The following is a 16061-nucleotide window of genomic DNA, read 5'->3' on the forward strand; positions in this document are numbered from 1 at the left end:
CTCGTCACACTCCTGTCCACCGTGCCGCCCTACTGGGAGGCGTTTCGCAAGCAGCTGATTGCGCGGATGGGAGACCCAGACACGCCCGAAGGTCAGGCGTGGCTCAAGGAACGTTCGCCGCTCACCCATGTGGACCGGATCCGGAAGCCGCTGCTGATCGGCCAAGGCGCCAATGACCCGCGCGTCAAGCAAGCCGAAAGCGACCAGATCGTGGCTGCCATGCAGGCGAGGGGCATTCCGGTCACCTATGTGCTCTTCCCTGACGAGGGCCATGGCTTCGCCCGGCCCGAGAACAATATCGCCTTCATGGCGGTGACCGAGAATTTCCTTGCCGCTTGCATCGGTGGCCGGGCCGAGCCCATTGGTGACACGGTCAGGGCGTCATCTGCGAAGGTGCCACATGGGGCTGAGTTCGCGCCCGGACTCCTTGAGGCGCTCTCCGGCCACTGAGGCGCGCGACCGGCTGTCACTGGAGGTTCACGCAGCCGCGGCATAGAACGGGGCCATGGCACGGCACCTTGCAGATCTGGTTGCAGCCCGGCTTTCCCGCCGGGCCTTTCTTGGTGGCGCCGCCGCGGCCGTAACGCTGGTGGGAAGTGCGCCTGTGTTGGCAGGTGAAACGCCAGCGCCGCCGTTCCGCTTTACCGAAATCGCCCACGGTGTGGACGAGACCCACCATGTGGCACCCGGCCACCGGGCCCAGGTTCTCATCCGCTGGGGGGATCCGATCCTGACGGGCGCCCCGGCCTTTGCGCCCGGTCTTCAGACGCCAGAGACGCAGATGGGCCAGTTCGGGATGAACTGCGACTTCATTGGCGTTCTGCCACTCGCCGACCGCGGCGGGCAGGAGCGGATGCTGCTGTGCGTGAACCACGAGTACACCAATGCGGCGCTGATGTTCCCCGACCTGTTCGATGGTGAGGGCAGGTTCGACCGGGCGCGCTACACCGCGCGGCACATGGGCGTGGAGCAGGCGGCGACCGGGGTTTCGGTGGTGGAAGTGGTGCGCGGGAAGGACGGCTGGCGGCCGGTCGTTTCGGCGCGGAACCGGGCGGTCAGGGGATGGAACAGCCCCATCGCCCTTTCCGGGCCGGCTGCGGGTGACGCGCGGATGCGGACCTCGGCCGATCCGGCAGGCAGGCGGGTCATCGGCACGCTCGGCAATTGCGCCGGGGGCATGACACCCTGGGGCACCTACTTGACCGCAGAGGAGAATTTCCAGTTCTACTTCTCCGGCAAGCTGCCGGAGGGCCATGGCGAGGCGGAGGCCTACCAGCGCTATGGTGTCTCTGGCGCAGGCCAGCGCTACCCCTGGGGGACGTTCGACCGGCGATTTGACCTGGGCGCCGAGCCCAACGAGCCCAACCGCTTCGGCTGGGTGGTGGAAATCGATCCGCTGGACCCCAGGGCGGTTCCGGTAAAGCGCACGGCGCTCGGCCGCTTCGCCCATGAGGGAGCGGAGACCCATGTGAACGGAGACGGGCGGCTTGTCATCTACATGGGGGATGATGCTCGCAATGAATATCTCTACCGCTATGTCTCGAAGGGCCGTGTAACCCGTGACCGGCGAGCGAACGGGCGCCTGCTTGATGATGGCGTGCTTTCGGTCGCCGTGTTCGACGAAGACGGGCTCGAATGGCGTCCGCTCGTCTTCGGCGAGGGGCCACTGACGCCAGCGAACGGCTTCCGCTCGCAGGCCGATGTGCTGATTGAGGCCCGGCGCGCAGCTGACCTTCTTGGTGCGACTCCGATGGACCGGCCGGAGGATGTGGAAGCGCATCCTTCGAACGGGCGAGTCTATGTGATGCTCACCAACAATCGCGAGCGCACTGTGGCCAACGCGGCAAACCCGCGCGTCGCAAACATGTTCGGCCAGATCCTCGAGCTGGTGGCGCCTGGCGGCGATCATGCTGCTGATCGCTTCCAGTGGGAAATCCTCGTGCTGTGCGGACCACCCGGCGACTCGAAGGTGGGTGCGCGCTGGGGGGCGGGCACATCGGCCAACGGCTGGTTCGGCTCGCCCGACAATTGTGCCTTCGACGCCCATGGCCGGCTGTGGGTCGCGACCGACCAGGGCTCGGCCTGGCCGCTGACGGGGACCGCCGACGGGCTCTGGGCGCTGGGGACGGAAGGGGCGGAACGCGGGGTTTCGCGGATGTTCTTCCGGGTGCCGGTGGGGGCGGAGCTGTGCGGGCCGCGCTTTGCGCGCGGCGGGCGGACGCTGTTCCTCGCCGTGCAGCACCCGGCAGCTGATGGCACGAAGGAGTGGGCGCCGTTTGGGCGCGAGTCCACCTTCCATGATCCGGCCACGCGCTGGCCGGACTTCTCGCCCGATTTGCCGCCGCGGCCTTCGGTCGTGGTGGTGGAGCGCGAGGATGGCGGCGTGATCGGGGTCTAGCGCGAGAAATGCGCGCCGGCGAGGCCGACCGGCGCACCGGGGCCTTCCGCATGGGGACGCGCGAGGGCGCGCCCTACCCTCCGGTTGCGGTCGAGGGTGTGCTGGGGGCCGATGGCGGACTCGACTTCGCGCGGCTGGACGTCGGGGCCTGGCGCGCACCCTCCGCAGCGCCGAGGCCGGAGCCCGGGCCGGTCGCCGTCGCGAGGCCGTAGCGCTCCGCGATCGCCCGGACGTGGGGCGGGACCATGTGCTTCATTTTTGCCGGTGCATAGCGCTCGAGGTGAAGGAGCGTCTCGATGGCCTTCATCTCGACGCGGGCGCGGGCGAATTCCAGGCCTTTGGGCGCGAGGAAGGGCATGAGCCGGCCGACAAGCGGACGGAGCCACCTCGGCATGCGCCGCAGCGGGAGGCCGCCGGCGGCGCGCCGGCTGTTTTCGAGGAAGGCCTTCACATGGGGGGTTCGGTCGCCTCTTGCACCAACGGGGGCGAGCAGGACCTCGTCTCTGAGAAGCGCGAGGAGTTCAGCGCCGCGGGCGTTGCGCACAAGGAGCCATTGTTCGCCCTCGCCGCCCATATAGCCGACGGTCAGATCGGCGAGCGCGTTGGTGTAATCGACACAGGTGCGGCAGGTGAGCGGGAAGAAGTCGGGTGGCAGATCGGCGATGGGGAGCGCCAGGAAGGGGATGCGCTTCTGCCGGCCGTCGTCGAAGCGGAGCTCGACCATCATGTCGGCGCGGAACTCGAGGTAGGCGATGGTCTCGGGACGAGGCGACAGCAGGGCGAGGAAGCGGTGGAAGCTTTCGGTCGTGGTGTTGTCCGAGCAGGGGGTGCCGATGACGAAGATGCGCTCGAAGCCGAAATCGGCCTCGATCCGGCGAAGCGCATGGACCTGGCAGGGGATGCCGATGACGGCGAGGCGGCGGTAGCCGCGGTCGCGGGCGGGTTCGAGGAGGGCGAGGAGGGGGGCATGGCCCATCCGCATGCCCCGGGCGCGCGCCATCATGGCCGGCTCGGTGATGAGGGCGGGCACCGGCTTCCAGCGGTCGGCAGGATCGGGGACCATGGTGAGGACGGCGTCGACCGCGCCCGTCTCGAGGAGGCGTTCGGCGATGCGCGTGGTGATCCCCGTCCATTGCGCTCCGGGAAGCGGGGACTTCAGGCGGGCGCGGTGCATGGCCTCAATGGGGCCGAAGAAGAGCTCGTCGGTGGCGGGGTTGCGGGTGCGGCCGTGGACCGCCTTCTCGCTTGCGGCATAATCGGGACGGATGAACTGGCAGGCGGTGGCGCAGGCCTGCGGCGTCGCGAGGCGGGAGACGCCGCAATCGGTGCAGAGCGCGCGGTAGGGCGCCGGCCGGAAGGCCGGGGTGCTGAGCCCCTCCGCCGCGTCGCCCCTACTCAGCGGCGAGCGCGAGCGGGCTTCGCTGCGGCCCGCGGATGACGCGACCAGGGCGGGCTCCGGTCGCCTCGCCGTGCCGGAAGGTGACGACTCCCGATTTGATGGTCATGACATAGCCATCGGCCTTCTGGAGCAGGCGCTTGCCGCCGGCTGGCAAGTCAAAGGCGAGCCAGGGCCGGCCGAGGCGGAGGCGGTCGAAGTCGATGAGGTTTAAATCTGCGAGCATGCCCGGCGCCACGAGGCCGCGATCGTGGAGGCCATAGAGGCGCGCGGTGTCGTGGCACTGGCGGCGGATGGCGTGCTCGAGCGGGATGCGACCGGCCTTGCGGTCGCGCACCCAGTGCTGGAGGAAGAAGGTGGGTGCCGCTGCGTCACAGATAGTGCCGCAGTGGGCGCCGCCGTCGGAGAGCGAATTGACGGTGTCCGAGCGGCGGATGACGGGTTCGAGGAAGTCGAGGTTGCCATCGGCATAGTTCAGGAGCGGCAGATAGATAAAGCCGTTGCCCTCGTCTTCCATCAAAAGATCATAGGCCACTTCGGCGCCGGAGCGGCCTTGCGCCTGCGCGAGCGCAGCGAGGCTCTCGGAACGCGGCGGCTCATAATCGAAGCCTTCACCCATGCGATATTGCAGGAACCAGCCCTGCGCGACGATCATGAGAAGGCCAGCGACGTCGGTTTCGGGGAAGACTGATTCCTCCGCCAGCATCCGGCTGCGGAACGCCGGGTCTCGCAAGCGGGCAAGCTTCGCCTCCCAGGGGAGGTCGCGGATCTCGGCCCAGGCGGGCTTGAACAGGAATGGGTGGACCGTGCCGCGCCAGTTCATGAGGATGCCCGTCGCCCGGAGCGCGATCTGCGCGACAATATGGGCTCCCTTCTTATTCTCCGCTTCCATGGCAGCGAGCTGTTCGGTGAGCGGGAGTTCCTTCGCCGGGCTTTCGAGTGCAGCGAAGGTGACCGGAAGCCCGGTCTCGCGCGAGAGGTCCCCCATCCACTGGAACTCGTTCCACTCGCGCCTGAGGTCCGAGGCCATCTCGAAGACGCCGTGGCCAACCCGGCCCATGGCACGGCCGATTCCGATCAGCTCCTCTGGTGTTGCGGTGGTGCCAGGGACGAGCTCGCCATCCACCGACTTGTGGAGGATGGTGCGCGAAGTCGAGAAGCCAAGCGCGCCGGCCCGCAAGCCCTCCTCGACGATTGCCGCCATGCGGGCGATGTCGGTCTCAGTTGGCGGCTCGTTTCTCGCGCCCCGCTCGCCCATCACATAGGCCCGGACTGCACCATGGGGAACATGGGTTCCAACATCGACCGTGCGCGGCAGCTTCTCGAGCGCGTCGAGATATTCCGGGAAGCTTTCCCAGTCCCAGGTCATCCCTTCGGCAAGCGCAGTGCCGGGAATGTCCTCAACGCCCTCCATGAGGCCGATGAGCCACTGGTGCCGTTCCGGGTGGGCGGGCGCAAAGCCTACGCCACAATTGCCCATGATGACCGTCGTCACACCATGCCAGGCTGACGGCGCCATTTCCGGGTCCCAGGTGGCCTGCCCGTCATAGTGGGTGTGGATGTCGACGAAACCGGGGGTGACCAGGAGGCCCCGCGCGTCCACGTCCTCAAGGGCTCGGCCGAGGTTCGGCCCAACAGCCGCAATCCGGCCGCCGTCGATAGCGACATCGGCCACGAAGGCGGGGTTGCCCGTGCCGTCAACGACGGTTCCGCCGCGGATGACCAGATCGTGCATGGCTTGCTCTCCCGTTCCCGATACGCTTCAGATTAGCACAGCCGCGCGCGTCGCGCGCTGGCGAAATGGGGAGCGGGATATGGACGGGGGACCCAATGCCGCCCAGGTCGAGTTCTGGAACGAGGCGGGCGGTCGGGCATGGGCCAAGTCGCACGAGGCGCTGGAGCAGCAGATCCTCACCTTGGGCGAAGTGGCGATCACAGCTCTTGCACCCATGCCAGGCGAGCGGGTGCTCGACATCGGCTGCGGGGCGGGGGCGACCAGCCTGGCGCTCGCCGAAGCCGTCGGGCCTGCAGGCCGCGTGGTGGGGGTGGACGTGTCGCGGCCGCTCCTTGCCATCGCCGAGCGGCGCGGGGCGGCTGTCCCGAACCTCCGCTTCGTGGAAGCCGACGCCCAGACCCATGGCTTCGACCATGGCGGGTTCGATGCCGCCTTCTCGCGCTTTGGAGTCATGTTCTTCGCCGACCCGGTGGCCGCCCTTGCCAATATCCGTGTCGCACTCCGGCCGGGCGGGCGCCTCGCTTTCGTCTGCTGGCGGGGCTTGCCCGAGAATGGCTGGATGCACGTGCCGCTTGCGGCGGCGATGCCACTCTTGCCCCCGATGCCGGCTCCGGACCCGGAGGCGCCTGGGCCCTTCGCTTTTGCCAACTGCGGCCGGGTGGAGGCTATTCTCGGCGCCGCGGGGTTCCAGGAAGTTGCGATCCGGCCGCACGATTCTGAGATCGGTGGCAACGACCTTGCAACAACGATGGCGCTGCTCCTCAAAGTGGGGCCGATCGGGGCTGTGCTGCGCGAGGCGCCGGAGCTTGCGCCGAAGGTGGAAGAAGCGGTGGCCGACGCACTCGCACCCTATGTGCGGAACAATGAAATCTGGTTGCCCGGAGCAGTGTGGATTGTGACTGCGCGGGCCTGAGGGAGAGGGACATGAAGGCAATTCGGCTGCGGCACCCAGGGGGAATCGACAATCTGCGTCTTGAAGAGATGGCAGCACCTGGCGCCCCGGGCCGGGGCGAAATCCGGGTCAGGCTGCGCGCATCTTCGCTCAACTACCACGATTATCTGGTGGTGGCGGGCGCGATCCCAACTCCCGACGGGCGGATCCCGATGTCAGACGGGGCTGGCGAGGTATTGGCAGTTGGCGAGGGGGTGAGCGAATTCGCCGTGGGTGACTCCGTCATCTCGACCTTCTTCCCCAACTGGCTCGACGGGCGCGCGATTGCCGGCGGTTTCGCAGGCGTGCCCGGCGACGGGGCTGATGGCTATGCAGTCGAGGAAGTGGTGGCGCCGGCGACCGCCTTTACGCGAGCGCCCGCGCTCTGGAGCCATGCCGAGGCCGCGACCCTTCCTTGTGCTGGTCTCACCGCCTGGCGAGCGCTGGTGACCGAAGGCGGCATCAAGCCCGGGGACACAGTGCTGGTGCAGGGAACGGGCGGCGTTTCCGTCTTTGCGCTCCAGTTCGCCAAGGCCGCGGGGGCGATGGTGATTGCGACCTCCTCGTCGGATGCGAAGCTCGAACGGCTGAAAGCGATGGGGGCGGACCATCTGATCAACTACAAGACCACCCCCGACTGGGGGCAGGCGGCAGCCAGGCTGAGCGGGGGTGGTGTTGATCATGTGATCGAAGTGGGCGGCGCCGGGACGCTGCCCGAGAGCATCGCCGCCGTGAGAGTCGGCGGGCATATCGCCCTCATCGGGGTGCTGGCCGGCTATGCCGGGCCGGTGCCGACAGTGCAGCTGATGGCAAAGCAGATCCGCCTTGTCGGGATCACTGTTGGCACCAGGCGCGAGCAGCAGGACATGGTGCGGGCAGTGGAGGTAAGCGGGTTTCGCCCCGTCATCGACCGGCGTTTTCCCCTCTCCGAGCTTGGGGCCGCCTTCCGCCACCAGGAATCGGGAGCGCATTTCGGCAAGATCGTGGTCGATATCTGATGGCCGGGCCGCCGCGCCTTCGGGTCGATATCGTCTCGGATGTCGTCTGCCCCTGGTGCCTCATCGGTTTCCGGCAGCTGGAGCGCGCACTCGCAGAACTTGGCGCGGAGGCGGATATCCGCTGGCATCCTTTCGAGCTCAATCCCGGCATGGGGCCCGAGGGGGAAGCAGTGGATGCCCATGTCGCACGCAAATATGGCGCGAGCCCGGCACGGATGGCCGAGACCAGGGCGGCAATGGCGGCGATTGCGGCCGAAGTGGGCGTCGTCTTCGCGCCCGGCATGCCGGAGCGCATGTGGAACACCCGCGACGCCCACCGGCTGCTCTTCTGGGCGAAGGATACGGGTCGCCAGACGGCACTGAAGCTTGCGCTGTTCGAGGCGCATTTCGCGCGCGGTGCCAATGTTTCCGACCATGGCGAGCTGGCCGATGCAGCGGCGGCGGCCGGGCTCGACCGGGAGGCGGCGGCCGACGTGCTGGCCTCAGGCCGCTTCGCCGACGCGGTGGTGGCGCTGGAGACAAGGTTCACGGAGATGGGCGTGACCGGGGTTCCGGCCTTCATCCTCGGCGAGCGCGGCCTCGCCATGGGCGCGCAGGGGGTGGAATGGTTCCGCCGGGTGCTGCCGCGCTTTCTTCCCCGGGCCGCGGCCTAGCGGCCCTTCCACACGGGCGCGCGCTTCTCGAGGAAGGCGACCGGGCCTTCGCGCGCGTCTTCGGATGCGAACACCAGCGCCGAGACCCTGCGGCTCAAGGGCCAGAGCTCGGATTCGGGGAGTTCATAGGCAAGCCGCGCGACCTTGAGGCTTTCGCGGACCGACAGGGGCGCGTTGACGGCGATGGCCTTGGCGAGTGCGACGCATTCAGCCTGAACCTCGCCTGCGGGCACCATGCGGTTGACGAGCCCGAGCGCATAGGCGCGGGGCGCGTCGAGCGGGTCGCCGGTTGCGATCAGTTCGAAGGCGACGGCCGCGGGGAGCTTGCGCGGCAGGCGGAAGACGCCACCGGCGCCAGCGTAGAGGCCGCGCTTGACTTCGGGCAAGCCGAAGCGGGCGGTATCGGACGCCACGATCATGTCGCAGGCAAGCGCAATCTCGCAGCCACCGGCAAGGCCTGCGCCGACAACCCCGGCGATCCATGGCTTCTCGCGGGGGTGCTGGGTGAAGCCGGCGAAGCCGCCGTCCTTCGTGGCGAGGAGATGGCCGCGACCCTTGGAGATTTCGGACAAGTCGGCGCCGGCGCAGAAGAAGTCAGGGGAGGAGGAAGTGAGGATCACGACGCGGACCGCCTCGTCGCGCTCGGTCTCCTTGACAATCCAGTCGAGGGCTTGCGCCACGTCGCCGTTGACAGCGTTGCGTTTGTCGGGGCGGTTCAGGCGCACAAGTCCGATATGGCCTTCGATCACCTCATAGAGGACTTCGCGGCCAACCGATTCCGGCTTGGTCATGGCTGGTCTCCGAGTTGCTGGTGCAGGCGCGCCATGGCGCCAGTGTCCCAGTAGAAGGGCTTGATGACCGCGACCTTGCCGTCGCGGAATTCGTTCACTTCGACGATCTCGTGGGAGATTTGGCCCGTGGGGGCGTGGATCGTCATGCGGAAGAAGACGACAACCCGGCCGGCGCCAGCGGCCATGCCGAGCCGGTCCACCCTGGTGCCCGGCCAGGTGCCATAGACGATGGCCGAGAGGCGGCGGAGTGCGTCGCGGCCGCGGTAGATGCCGGCATAGGGCATGGTCTCGGCTTCGTGGATTTCGAGCTCGTCGTGCAGCTCGGCTTCGGCTGCGTCCCAGTCGCCGCGCGTCACTGCCTCGTAGAGGCGGACAGCGACGGCGAGATTGGCCTTGTCCTCCTCAGTCACGCAGCGGGACGCCAGTGGCAGTGGAAGCCGCCAGGGACGCGGGCGGGCATGTGCACTTTGGCGACCGGGCCGGCGGCAACATCCCTTGCATCGAGCACGGCAAGAAAGCTTGCGTTGCGATGACTGTCCCACACAAGAGCGAGAAGCCAGCCCTCACCCTCGCCAGGGCCATCGGGAACGAACACGGGTTCGCCGCAATAGGCCCCTTCGCCGAAGGAGAAGGAATCGCGCGCGCCGGACTCCACATCAATGGCAGCGATCTGGTCAAAGCCATCGATTCGGCCGGCAGTGGGCCTCGCCGTGCCATTGACGAAGGTCTTGCGGTAGCGCTTGCCCTGGAAGCGGTCGTCGATGCGGGGGAACTGAATGTCGAGCCCGTCCAGTTCTTCCTCGCGGAAATGGCCGTTGCCGCCAATCCGCCAGCGCTTCAGGGTAAAGCGGGTGTCCTGGTGGGAGGGGAGGGTGCCGTCGGCAGACGGCATCAGCGGCGCCCGCTTCGAACCCGCGACATCGATGACGACATCCTGCCCGTCGTCGAAACTGCCAGCGATATGGAAGGCGAAGGTGGGGTCGGTCTCGAACCAGCGCACCTCGTCCCCGCCGTTGCCACCCTTGGCCATGATGCCGAAGGCTGCCGGGCGGTCATCCTCCCAGGCGGCGAGGGGTTTGCCGGCCATGGCCCGTTCCATCGAGATGACGACGGGGAGGCAGGGGAAGACGACACGGCGCTCGGTCAGCGCAAAATCGTGCATCATCGAAGGGTAGGGCTGGTCAAGCCAGGCCGTGTGGCGCTTGTGGCCGGCGCTGTCGATGATGTCGTAGCGGATGGCCGTGGAGCCGGGGCCCTTGGCACCACAGCCGAAAGCGTGGAGCGCACCATCGTCTGGGTCGGTCTTGGGGTGGGCTGTGAACGGGCCAGTCACCGTGTTGTCGAACGTCTCATAACCCTTGGTCTCGAGCGTATCAGGGTCGAGCGCGGTTGGCGGGCAGCCTTCCATGAGCGCATAGAGCGCGCCGGCGTGGGGCCAGATATGGGTGTTCGCGGTATTATACTCCATCGGGCTGACCGAGGGGTCGTTGAAGCGGGGGTTGCCGAACACGCCGAACAGGCGGCGGCCGGCGGCGCGTTCGAGCTCATATTTGCGGGTGCGGACATAACGGTTCTTCATCGCCGCACGGCCGCCGCCGAGCCGGATAGCGTAGACCATGCCGTCGCCGTCGAAGACATGGTAGCGGTCTTCGGGGTGCGGTGGGTAGAGCGGGTCGGGGCCGTTCCGGTAGAAGGTGCCAGAAAGCGTCTGTGGCAGCTTCCCTTCGATCACAAGATCGGGTGCGTCCATCTCGGCGCCGAATGGCTGGTAATAGCCCTTGAGATAGGGATGGTCAGGGAACATGGCAGTCATGGCTGGCCTCCTCGGCTGGTCGGCCTAGCATGGCGCTCAAGCCAGGGAAGCTCTCCAAAACTGCGGCGGGCAGGTCAGCCAATCGAGTCGATCGCCTTGGCGAGTGCGACATCGCGGGCTGAGAGGCCGCCAGCGTCGTGGGTGGTGAGCGCGATTTCGACCCGGTTCCAGACATTGGACCATTCGGGGTGATGATCCTGCTTCTCGGCAAGAAGGGCGACACGCGTCATGAAGGCGAAGGCCTCGCTGAAATCGCGGAATCGGAAGCTCCTTTTCAGATGCTCGCCATCGAGGGTCCAGCTTGGGAGTTCATTGGCAAGTGCCGCACGGGCGGCGGCATCGAGTGTCTCGACCATGGCGGTTCCTCCAGCTAGGGCTTCAGGCATGGCGACCATGGCACCGGATGCAGCGGAAATCGAGGCGCTGGCGCTGGCCGCGGCCGAGCGGCTGCCGCCGCTGTTCCGCGACCACCTCGCCGATGTGGTACTCCACGTGACGGACTTTCCCGACGCCGAAGTGATGGAGGCGATGGGTCTTGAAAGCCCGTTTGACATCCTCGGTCTTTACCAGGGCCATCCGGTCGGCTCCGAAGGGGCGGAGATGACGGGGCGGATGCCGCCCACCATTTTTCTCTATCGCCGGCCGCTGCTCGACGCCTGGGCCGATGGCGAAGACAGCCTCGAGGCGCTGGTCACTCATGTGCTCGTGCACGAGGTGGGGCATCATTTCGGCCTTTCGGATTCCGAGATGGAAGCGATCGAGGCGGCCGCGGCGGACGGGGACTAGGCCAGAAGTTCCTCCACGAGGGCAGGGACAAGCGTGCCGGCCGGGCCGAGCCGGCGTTCATGGAACCGGTTGGACATGGCAGAACGGTCAAGGTTCAATTCAACAGTGTGGGCGCCGACCTCGCGCGCGGTCTCGACGAAGCCGGCAGCGGGATAGACCTGCCCCGAGGTTCCAATAGCGATGAACAGGTCGCACTGACCCAATGCGTGCAGGATCCGGTCCATCGCATAGGGCATTTCGCCGAACCAGACGATATCGGGGCGAAGGCGCTGGGCACCGCAGGCCGGGCAGGGCGGGTTGTGGCGAAGCGGTCCCTCCCAGCGATGGCGGGTGCCGCAGGCGGTGCACCAGGCGGACTTGAGCTCGCCGTGCATGTGGAGGAGGCGCCTGGCGCCGCCGCGCTCGTGGAGGTCATCGACATTCTGGGTGACGATAAGAAGCTCTCCTGGCCAGGCGGCGTCGAGGCGGCCGAGGGCCAAGTGGGCAGCATTGGGCGCGACTTCAGCAAGGCGGGCGCGGCGGGCATCGTAGAAGGCTTGCACCAGGGCCGGGTTGCGGGCGAAGGCTTCCGGTGTTGCAACATCCTCGACTCGGTGTCCTTCCCAGAGGCCATCGGGTCCGCGGAAAGTGGCAACGCCCGACTCCGCGGAAATTCCGGCCCCGGTTAGGACGACGATTCGCCGATGGCTACCCATGCTGGCCTCGTGCGGGGGCGCTCGCTGCTGCGCAAGGGGTTGCGCTTTGCTACTGGCTGGCCGAGTGGGCCGGCATGGGCGAGAGGCAGCTTGCAATCGGGGTTCTCGGAGCAGGCGGACGCATGGGCCGCGCCCTCGTTGAGGCGATCGCTGCGGCACCCGACCTTGCACTTGCTGGCGGCGTGGAGCGGCCCGGGCATCCGGCCTGCGGGGCGGCGTTGCCTGGCGGCCTGGTGGTCGCTGCCAACGCCGCGCCAGTTGCCCACCGGGCCGATGTGCTGGTCGATTTCACCACGCCCGAGGCGCTCGCTGAGACGCTTCGCGCTGCCGGGGATGCCGGGTGCGCGCTGGTGGTGGGGACGACGGGTCTCGGGCCGGAGCACCATGCCGCAATCGATGCGGCGGCGCAGACGATTGCCGTACTCCAGGCGGCCAACACGTCGCTTGGCGTGACGCTTCTCTCTGCCCTCGTCGAGATGGCAGCCTCGCGCCTGCCGGATTGGGATATCGAGATCGCCGAGCTGCACCATGGCGGCAAGCGCGACGCGCCCTCGGGCACGGCCCTGATGCTGGGCGAGGCGGCAGCGCGTGGGCGGGGCAAGCAGCTTCAAGCGCTGCGGCTTCGCCCGCACGACGGGATGAGCGGACCGCGGGTGACGGGAGGGATCGGGTTTGCCGCGCTCAGGGGTGGAACTGCCGCTGGCGATCATGATGTCTGGCTGCTTGGCACTGGCGAGCGGCTGCGTCTTGCCCATGTCGCCGAGGACCGGCGCATTTTTGCAACTGGAGCCCTCACCGCAGCGCGGTGGCTCGCCGGGCGGCCGGCGGGGCGCTACCGGATGTCAGATATACTGGGATTTTCCGCGCGCTAGCGCGCTGGCTGGTCGAAGCGAAGGAAACGCAGGCGTGCTTCTGGCTCAAGCTGGCGCTGCTTCTGCAGCATGGCGGCTGTTGCATATGGGGTCTCGCTTGCACGGGGTGCGGCAAGAAGCGTCACTCCGAGCCCGATCACATAGCCGACCAGCACTGCGCGCAGGAACATGACTCAATCCCGAGCTTAGGAACCCGCGTCCCATCTATCCGGGTTCCGTGGCAGTTTCCTGTATGGAATCGTCAAATCTTGTGAAGTTTGCGTGTCGGGGCCACGAGGCGTTTGGAGGCGTGGCGAGCTGCGCTTGAGCAGTCCGGCTTGTCTTTTGCGGGCGTCTCGGGCATGGATGCAAATGCGGGCGACTTCGCGTGGCCCGTCTTGTCATCTGGGGTGCACGAAGAGCAGGGCGCACCTGCATGGCGCCCAGGTCAGCACAGGTCTCCGGTTTAGCAGAGGTCTATGGCGAAGGAAGAATTGCTCGAGATGCGGGGCACGGTTGTGGAACTGCTGCCCAACGCCATGTTCCGGGTCCGGCTTGAGAATGATCACGAAATCCTCGGCCACACCGCGGGCAAGATGCGAAAAAACCGCATCCGGGTATTGACTGGCGATGAGGTGCTGGTCGAGCTCACCCCCTATGATCTGACCAAGGGGCGGATCACCTACCGTTTCAAGTGAGCCGCGTCCGCAACCACGCGCGCTGGCAGGCGGCCTGGTATGGAGCCCTCAGGCGGTGCCTTTTTTGCGCCGGCGCGTGGCCGACCCCCCGCCATGGCCAGCAGGTCCTGTGGCAGGCGTAAGGCTGGTGCTCGCCTCGGCGAGCCCGCGCCGGCTGGAGCTGCTCTCCCGGGTCGGGATCCTGCCTGATCTCGTAGACCCAGCTGATCTCGACGAGACAGTTCGCCCGCGCGAGCGGCCTCAGCCCTATGTGGAGCGGCTTGCAGCTGAGAAGGCCACAATGGTGGCAGCGCGCAACCCGGGTGCAGTGGTGCTGGCAGCCGACACCTGTGTTGCGGTCGGCGCGCGGATCCTTGGCAAGGCGGAGAATGAGGCCGAGGCTTCGGCCATGCTCGCCTTGCTGTCAGGGCGGCGCCACCGGGTGCTGACCGCAGTCACAGTCATCGATGCGGCAGGGCGGGCGCGGCATCGGACCGACCGGACGGTCGTTGCCGTCAAGCGGCTAACCGCGGCCGAGATGACAGCCTATCTGTGCTCGGGGGAGTGGCGCGGCAAGGCAGGAGCCTATGCCATCCAGGGCCGGTTCGAAGCCTATGTCCGGTTCCTTGCCGGGAGCTTTTCTGGCGTGATGGGGCTGCCCTTGCACTTGGCGCTCCCGATGCTGCAAGCGGCCGGCGTGCGACCGGGCGATGGCTGAGGCCTTCCTCGAGGAGCGGCCCGGCGAAGTGCGGGCGGCCCTGGTGGAAGACGGTGTTCTGGTTGCAATGGAGATCGCTCGCGCGTTCGATGGCGTGCAGCCGGGTGCAATCGTCGACGGTCGGGTTGGCGCCACGGGCCCGGCCGGGGTGGAAGTGGTGCTCACTGGCGAGGTGGCGCTTCTTGAAGGTCCCAGCACCGTGCCAGAAGGAGCTCGAATGCGTGTGGAAGTGGTGCGCGCAGCAATCCCGGAGCCAGGGCGCATGCGGCCGGCAAAGGTGCGGCGCGCTCGGCCAGGAGCGGAGCTGGCGCCAGCGCCTTCCCTTGGCGCGCGCCTCAGCGCCAAAGGATATGGGGTGCAGCACGGCTTTCCCGATGCCGTCGCCGGAGCGTGGGATTCGCACTGGGCCGAGGCGGAGGCAGGCGAAGTCATTATTCCTGGCGGCTGCCTGCTACTTCACCCGACGCCGGCGCTGCTCGCCATCGACATCGACGGCCGGCCCGACCCTGAGATCGCAGCGCGGGCAGTTGCGGCCGTCATCCGCCGGTTTGGGATTGGGGGATCGATTGCAATCGATTTCCCGACGCTGCCGGGTCGGGCTTGGCGACAGGCAGCAGCAGCTGCGTTCGATGCTGCAATGGTGGGGCTGGCTTTTGAGCGGAGTGCGATCTCGGGCTTCGGCCTCTTGCATGTTGTGCGGCCTCGGCCGCGACCCTCGATTCTCGACCGGGCCATGCTGGAGCAGGATGCGACTGCTGCGCTTGCGCTGCTTGAGCTTGCTCTCCGGGAGACTCGGCCTGGGCCGCTGGCGCTCGTGGCGCGGCCGGCGATCGTCCGGCGGCTACGGGCACAGCCGGCGCTGGTTGCCGAGGTGGCGCGTCGCGCCGGGCGGGCGATTGACCTTGTTGCCGACCCGGCTGCAGGGGAGGGCCATGTCACTGCCGGCTGAGCTCCGCCCCTGTCCGCGCTGCCGCAAGGCCGCAGCGCCGGCCTATGCGCCTTTCTGCTCGGCTGCCTGCCGGAACCGCGACCTCCTCGACTGGCTGGAAGAGCGGCATGTGATTCCCGGACCTCCAGTCGAGAATGGGGAAGCCCAGGGCCACTAGGGCGGAATGCACGGCAGCACGAGGCGGACCCCGCGCGCCCAGGTTTTCTGCAAGGCGATGTCGCCGAGCGGCTGCGCGAGGACGCAAAGGCCGAGGAGGGGTGAGCGAGCGCCCAACTCCGCAAGGCGGCACCGCCTATGAAAGCCACACGGGATCCCGGGATTTGCAAGACCAGCGGGCCTGGTGGCAGCAAGCGGGCAGGGCGGCTCCACCTGCTGGGCCGGGAGAAGGCTGGTGCCCGCTTTCGTCCACGCGACCATGCGATGCGTGCAGCGACAAGCACATGCGATCCGGCTTCTGGCCGGGGCGGTTGACAAGTTTCGAGCACATGGTCGCAAGGGGAGCGGACCCACGCCCGTCGCCGGCGAACACCTGGCGACCCCTACGGGACTCGAACCCGTGTTTTCGCCGTGAAAGGGCGACGTCCTAGACCGCTAGACGAAGGGGCCGTGGCGGGGAGGCGGCGGATTAGTCGGCGCCTGCCGCGTCGTCAAGGTGAAGTTCGGCACGCGC

19 protein-coding genes and 1 tRNA gene are annotated in these 16061 nt (G+C 67.6%); 11 read left to right on the top strand and 9 right to left on the bottom strand.

All coding sequences use genetic code 11. The features are described from left to right. Both ACWIQA_RS00190 and ACWIQA_RS00195 read left to right on the top strand, forming a co-directional pair. A partial coding sequence (locus ACWIQA_RS00190; protein WP_448581047.1) for an alpha/beta hydrolase family protein occupies positions 1–450 on the top strand: 450 nt, incomplete at its 5' end. A gap of 55 nt (positions 451–505) precedes the next feature. Further along, positions 506–2398 (top strand): PhoX family protein, encoded by a 1893-nt coding sequence (locus ACWIQA_RS00195; RefSeq protein ID WP_448581048.1) that lies wholly within the window; start codon positions 506–508, stop codon positions 2396–2398. Between the two features lie 73 nt (positions 2399–2471). Here the strand turns inward: ACWIQA_RS00195 and ACWIQA_RS00200 are convergent, their stop codons facing one another. Continuing rightward, on the bottom strand, positions 2472–3572 hold the full coding sequence (locus ACWIQA_RS00200) for a Coenzyme F420 hydrogenase/dehydrogenase, beta subunit C-terminal domain (RefSeq protein WP_448581049.1): 1101 nt from the start codon (positions 3570–3572) through the stop codon (positions 2472–2474). Positions 3573–3789: 217 nt separating this feature from the next. Next, positions 3790–5529, bottom strand: coding sequence for an N-acyl-D-amino-acid deacylase family protein (locus ACWIQA_RS00205; RefSeq protein ID WP_448581050.1), 1740 nt, complete (start codon positions 5527–5529; stop codon positions 3790–3792). A 79-nt stretch (positions 5530–5608) separates the two neighbouring features. On the opposite strand from ACWIQA_RS00205, the gene ACWIQA_RS00210 reads away from it, so the two are divergent. From ACWIQA_RS00210 to ACWIQA_RS00220, 3 genes are read left to right on the top strand one after another with little or no spacing between them, the layout of a single operon-like run. Beyond that, a complete protein-coding gene (locus tag ACWIQA_RS00210; protein ID WP_448581051.1) occupies positions 5609–6442 on the top strand; it encodes a class I SAM-dependent methyltransferase in 834 nt (277 codons plus the stop codon). Between the two features lie 11 nt (positions 6443–6453). Continuing rightward, positions 6454–7458, top strand: coding sequence for a zinc-dependent alcohol dehydrogenase family protein (locus ACWIQA_RS00215; RefSeq protein ID WP_448581052.1), 1005 nt, complete (start codon positions 6454–6456; stop codon positions 7456–7458). After that, positions 7458–8111 (top strand): DsbA family oxidoreductase, encoded by a 654-nt coding sequence (locus ACWIQA_RS00220; RefSeq protein ID WP_448581053.1) that lies wholly within the window; start codon positions 7458–7460, stop codon positions 8109–8111. The genes ACWIQA_RS00215 and ACWIQA_RS00220 overlap by 1 nt, the downstream gene beginning before the upstream one ends. On the opposite strand, the gene ACWIQA_RS00225 is transcribed toward ACWIQA_RS00220, so the two are convergent. The 4 genes from ACWIQA_RS00225 to ACWIQA_RS00240 all read right to left on the bottom strand — a co-directional run bounded on the left by ACWIQA_RS00225 (position 8108) and on the right by ACWIQA_RS00240 (position 11071). Then, positions 8108–8902 (bottom strand): enoyl-CoA hydratase-related protein, encoded by a 795-nt coding sequence (locus tag ACWIQA_RS00225; RefSeq protein WP_448581054.1) that lies wholly within the window; start codon positions 8900–8902, stop codon positions 8108–8110. The genes ACWIQA_RS00220 and ACWIQA_RS00225 overlap by 4 nt on opposite strands. Further along, on the bottom strand, positions 8899–9312 hold the full coding sequence (locus ACWIQA_RS00230; protein WP_448581055.1) for a nuclear transport factor 2 family protein: 414 nt from the start codon (positions 9310–9312) through the stop codon (positions 8899–8901). Before ACWIQA_RS00230 ends, ACWIQA_RS00225 begins: the two co-directional genes overlap by 4 nt. After that, positions 9309–10715, bottom strand: a complete 1407-nt coding sequence (locus ACWIQA_RS00235; RefSeq protein ID WP_448581056.1) for a carotenoid oxygenase family protein — start codon at positions 10713–10715, stop codon at positions 9309–9311. Before ACWIQA_RS00235 ends, ACWIQA_RS00230 begins: the two co-directional genes overlap by 4 nt. A 74-nt stretch (positions 10716–10789) precedes the next feature. Next, complete coding sequence (locus ACWIQA_RS00240) at positions 10790–11071, bottom strand: 4a-hydroxytetrahydrobiopterin dehydratase (RefSeq protein ID WP_448581057.1); 282 nt, start codon at positions 11069–11071, stop codon at positions 10790–10792. A gap of 28 nt (positions 11072–11099) precedes the next feature. On the opposite strand from ACWIQA_RS00240, the gene ACWIQA_RS00245 reads away from it, so the two are divergent. Then, positions 11100–11501: a metallopeptidase family protein gene (locus ACWIQA_RS00245; RefSeq protein ID WP_448581058.1), complete on the top strand. Its 402-nt coding sequence runs from the start codon at positions 11100–11102 to the stop codon at positions 11499–11501. Here the strand turns inward: ACWIQA_RS00245 and ACWIQA_RS00250 are convergent. Further along, positions 11498–12196, bottom strand: coding sequence for an NAD-dependent deacylase (locus ACWIQA_RS00250; RefSeq protein WP_448581059.1), 699 nt, complete (start codon positions 12194–12196; stop codon positions 11498–11500). The two genes, ACWIQA_RS00245 and ACWIQA_RS00250, sit on opposite strands and share 4 nt — an antisense overlap. Positions 12197–12270: 74 nt before the next feature. Between ACWIQA_RS00250 and dapB the strand changes: the two genes are divergently transcribed. After that, positions 12271–13068, top strand: coding sequence for a 4-hydroxy-tetrahydrodipicolinate reductase (dapB, locus tag ACWIQA_RS00255; RefSeq protein ID WP_448581060.1), 798 nt, complete (start codon positions 12271–12273; stop codon positions 13066–13068). On the opposite strand, the gene ACWIQA_RS00260 is transcribed toward dapB, so the two are convergent. Beyond that, a complete protein-coding gene (locus tag ACWIQA_RS00260; protein WP_448581061.1) occupies positions 13065–13238 on the bottom strand; it encodes a hypothetical protein in 174 nt (57 codons plus the stop codon). The two genes, dapB and ACWIQA_RS00260, sit on opposite strands and share 4 nt — an antisense overlap. Before the next feature lie 288 nt (positions 13239–13526). Here ACWIQA_RS00260 and infA point away from each other — a divergent pair, with 288 nt between their 5' ends. From infA to yacG, 4 genes are all read left to right on the top strand, one after another. After that, the gene (gene infA, locus ACWIQA_RS00265; protein WP_140929026.1) at positions 13527–13745 is read left to right on the top strand and encodes a translation initiation factor IF-1; all 219 of its coding nucleotides are present in this window, start codon (positions 13527–13529) and stop codon (positions 13743–13745) included. Between the two features lie 109 nt (positions 13746–13854). Beyond that, positions 13855–14442, top strand: coding sequence for a Maf family protein (locus tag ACWIQA_RS00270; protein ID WP_448581062.1), 588 nt, complete (start codon positions 13855–13857; stop codon positions 14440–14442). Then, a complete protein-coding gene (locus ACWIQA_RS00275; protein WP_448581063.1) occupies positions 14435–15391 on the top strand; it encodes a ribonuclease in 957 nt (318 codons plus the stop codon). The genes ACWIQA_RS00270 and ACWIQA_RS00275 overlap by 8 nt, the downstream gene beginning before the upstream one ends. Then, a complete protein-coding gene (gene yacG / locus ACWIQA_RS00280) occupies positions 15375–15548 on the top strand; it encodes a DNA gyrase inhibitor YacG (RefSeq protein WP_448581064.1) in 174 nt (57 codons plus the stop codon). The genes ACWIQA_RS00275 and yacG overlap by 17 nt, the downstream gene beginning before the upstream one ends. Positions 15549–15921: 373 nt before the next feature. On the opposite strand, the gene ACWIQA_RS00285 is transcribed toward yacG, so the two are convergent. Then, a tRNA-Glu gene (locus ACWIQA_RS00285) sits at positions 15922–15997 on the bottom strand. Positions 15998–16061: the final 64 nt, after the last annotated feature.

It is taken from the genome of Thermaurantiacus sp., from assembly GCF_053487655.1.

What these genes read in the sequence shown, in the direction of transcription:
- ACWIQA_RS00195 (WP_448581048.1), top strand. Translation starts at nt 506, where the DNA reads ATGGCACGGCACCTTGCAGATCTGGTTGCAGCCCGGCTTTCCCGCCGG.
- ACWIQA_RS00200 (WP_448581049.1), bottom strand. Translation starts at nt 3,572, where the DNA reads ATGCACCGCGCCCGCCTGAAGTCCCCGCTTCCCGGAGCGCAATGGACG.
- ACWIQA_RS00205 (WP_448581050.1), bottom strand. Translation starts at nt 5,529, where the DNA reads ATGCACGATCTGGTCATCCGCGGCGGAACCGTCGTTGACGGCACGGGC.
- ACWIQA_RS00210 (WP_448581051.1), top strand. Translation starts at nt 5,609, where the DNA reads ATGGACGGGGGACCCAATGCCGCCCAGGTCGAGTTCTGGAACGAGGCG.
- ACWIQA_RS00215 (WP_448581052.1), top strand. Translation starts at nt 6,454, where the DNA reads ATGAAGGCAATTCGGCTGCGGCACCCAGGGGGAATCGACAATCTGCGT.
- ACWIQA_RS00220 (WP_448581053.1), top strand. Translation starts at nt 7,458, where the DNA reads ATGGCCGGGCCGCCGCGCCTTCGGGTCGATATCGTCTCGGATGTCGTC.
- ACWIQA_RS00225 (WP_448581054.1), bottom strand. Translation starts at nt 8,902, where the DNA reads ATGACCAAGCCGGAATCGGTTGGCCGCGAAGTCCTCTATGAGGTGATC.
- ACWIQA_RS00235 (WP_448581056.1), bottom strand. Translation starts at nt 10,715, where the DNA reads ATGACTGCCATGTTCCCTGACCATCCCTATCTCAAGGGCTATTACCAG.
- ACWIQA_RS00240 (WP_448581057.1), bottom strand. Translation starts at nt 11,071, where the DNA reads ATGGTCGAGACACTCGATGCCGCCGCCCGTGCGGCACTTGCCAATGAA.
- ACWIQA_RS00245 (WP_448581058.1), top strand. Translation starts at nt 11,100, where the DNA reads ATGGCGACCATGGCACCGGATGCAGCGGAAATCGAGGCGCTGGCGCTG.
- ACWIQA_RS00250 (WP_448581059.1), bottom strand. Translation starts at nt 12,196, where the DNA reads ATGGGTAGCCATCGGCGAATCGTCGTCCTAACCGGGGCCGGAATTTCC.
- dapB (WP_448581060.1), top strand. Translation starts at nt 12,271, where the DNA reads ATGGGCGAGAGGCAGCTTGCAATCGGGGTTCTCGGAGCAGGCGGACGC.
- ACWIQA_RS00260 (WP_448581061.1), bottom strand. Translation starts at nt 13,238, where the DNA reads ATGTTCCTGCGCGCAGTGCTGGTCGGCTATGTGATCGGGCTCGGAGTG.
- infA (WP_140929026.1), top strand. Translation starts at nt 13,527, where the DNA reads ATGGCGAAGGAAGAATTGCTCGAGATGCGGGGCACGGTTGTGGAACTG.
- ACWIQA_RS00275 (WP_448581063.1), top strand. Translation starts at nt 14,435, where the DNA reads ATGGCTGAGGCCTTCCTCGAGGAGCGGCCCGGCGAAGTGCGGGCGGCC.
- yacG (WP_448581064.1), top strand. Translation starts at nt 15,375, where the DNA reads ATGTCACTGCCGGCTGAGCTCCGCCCCTGTCCGCGCTGCCGCAAGGCC.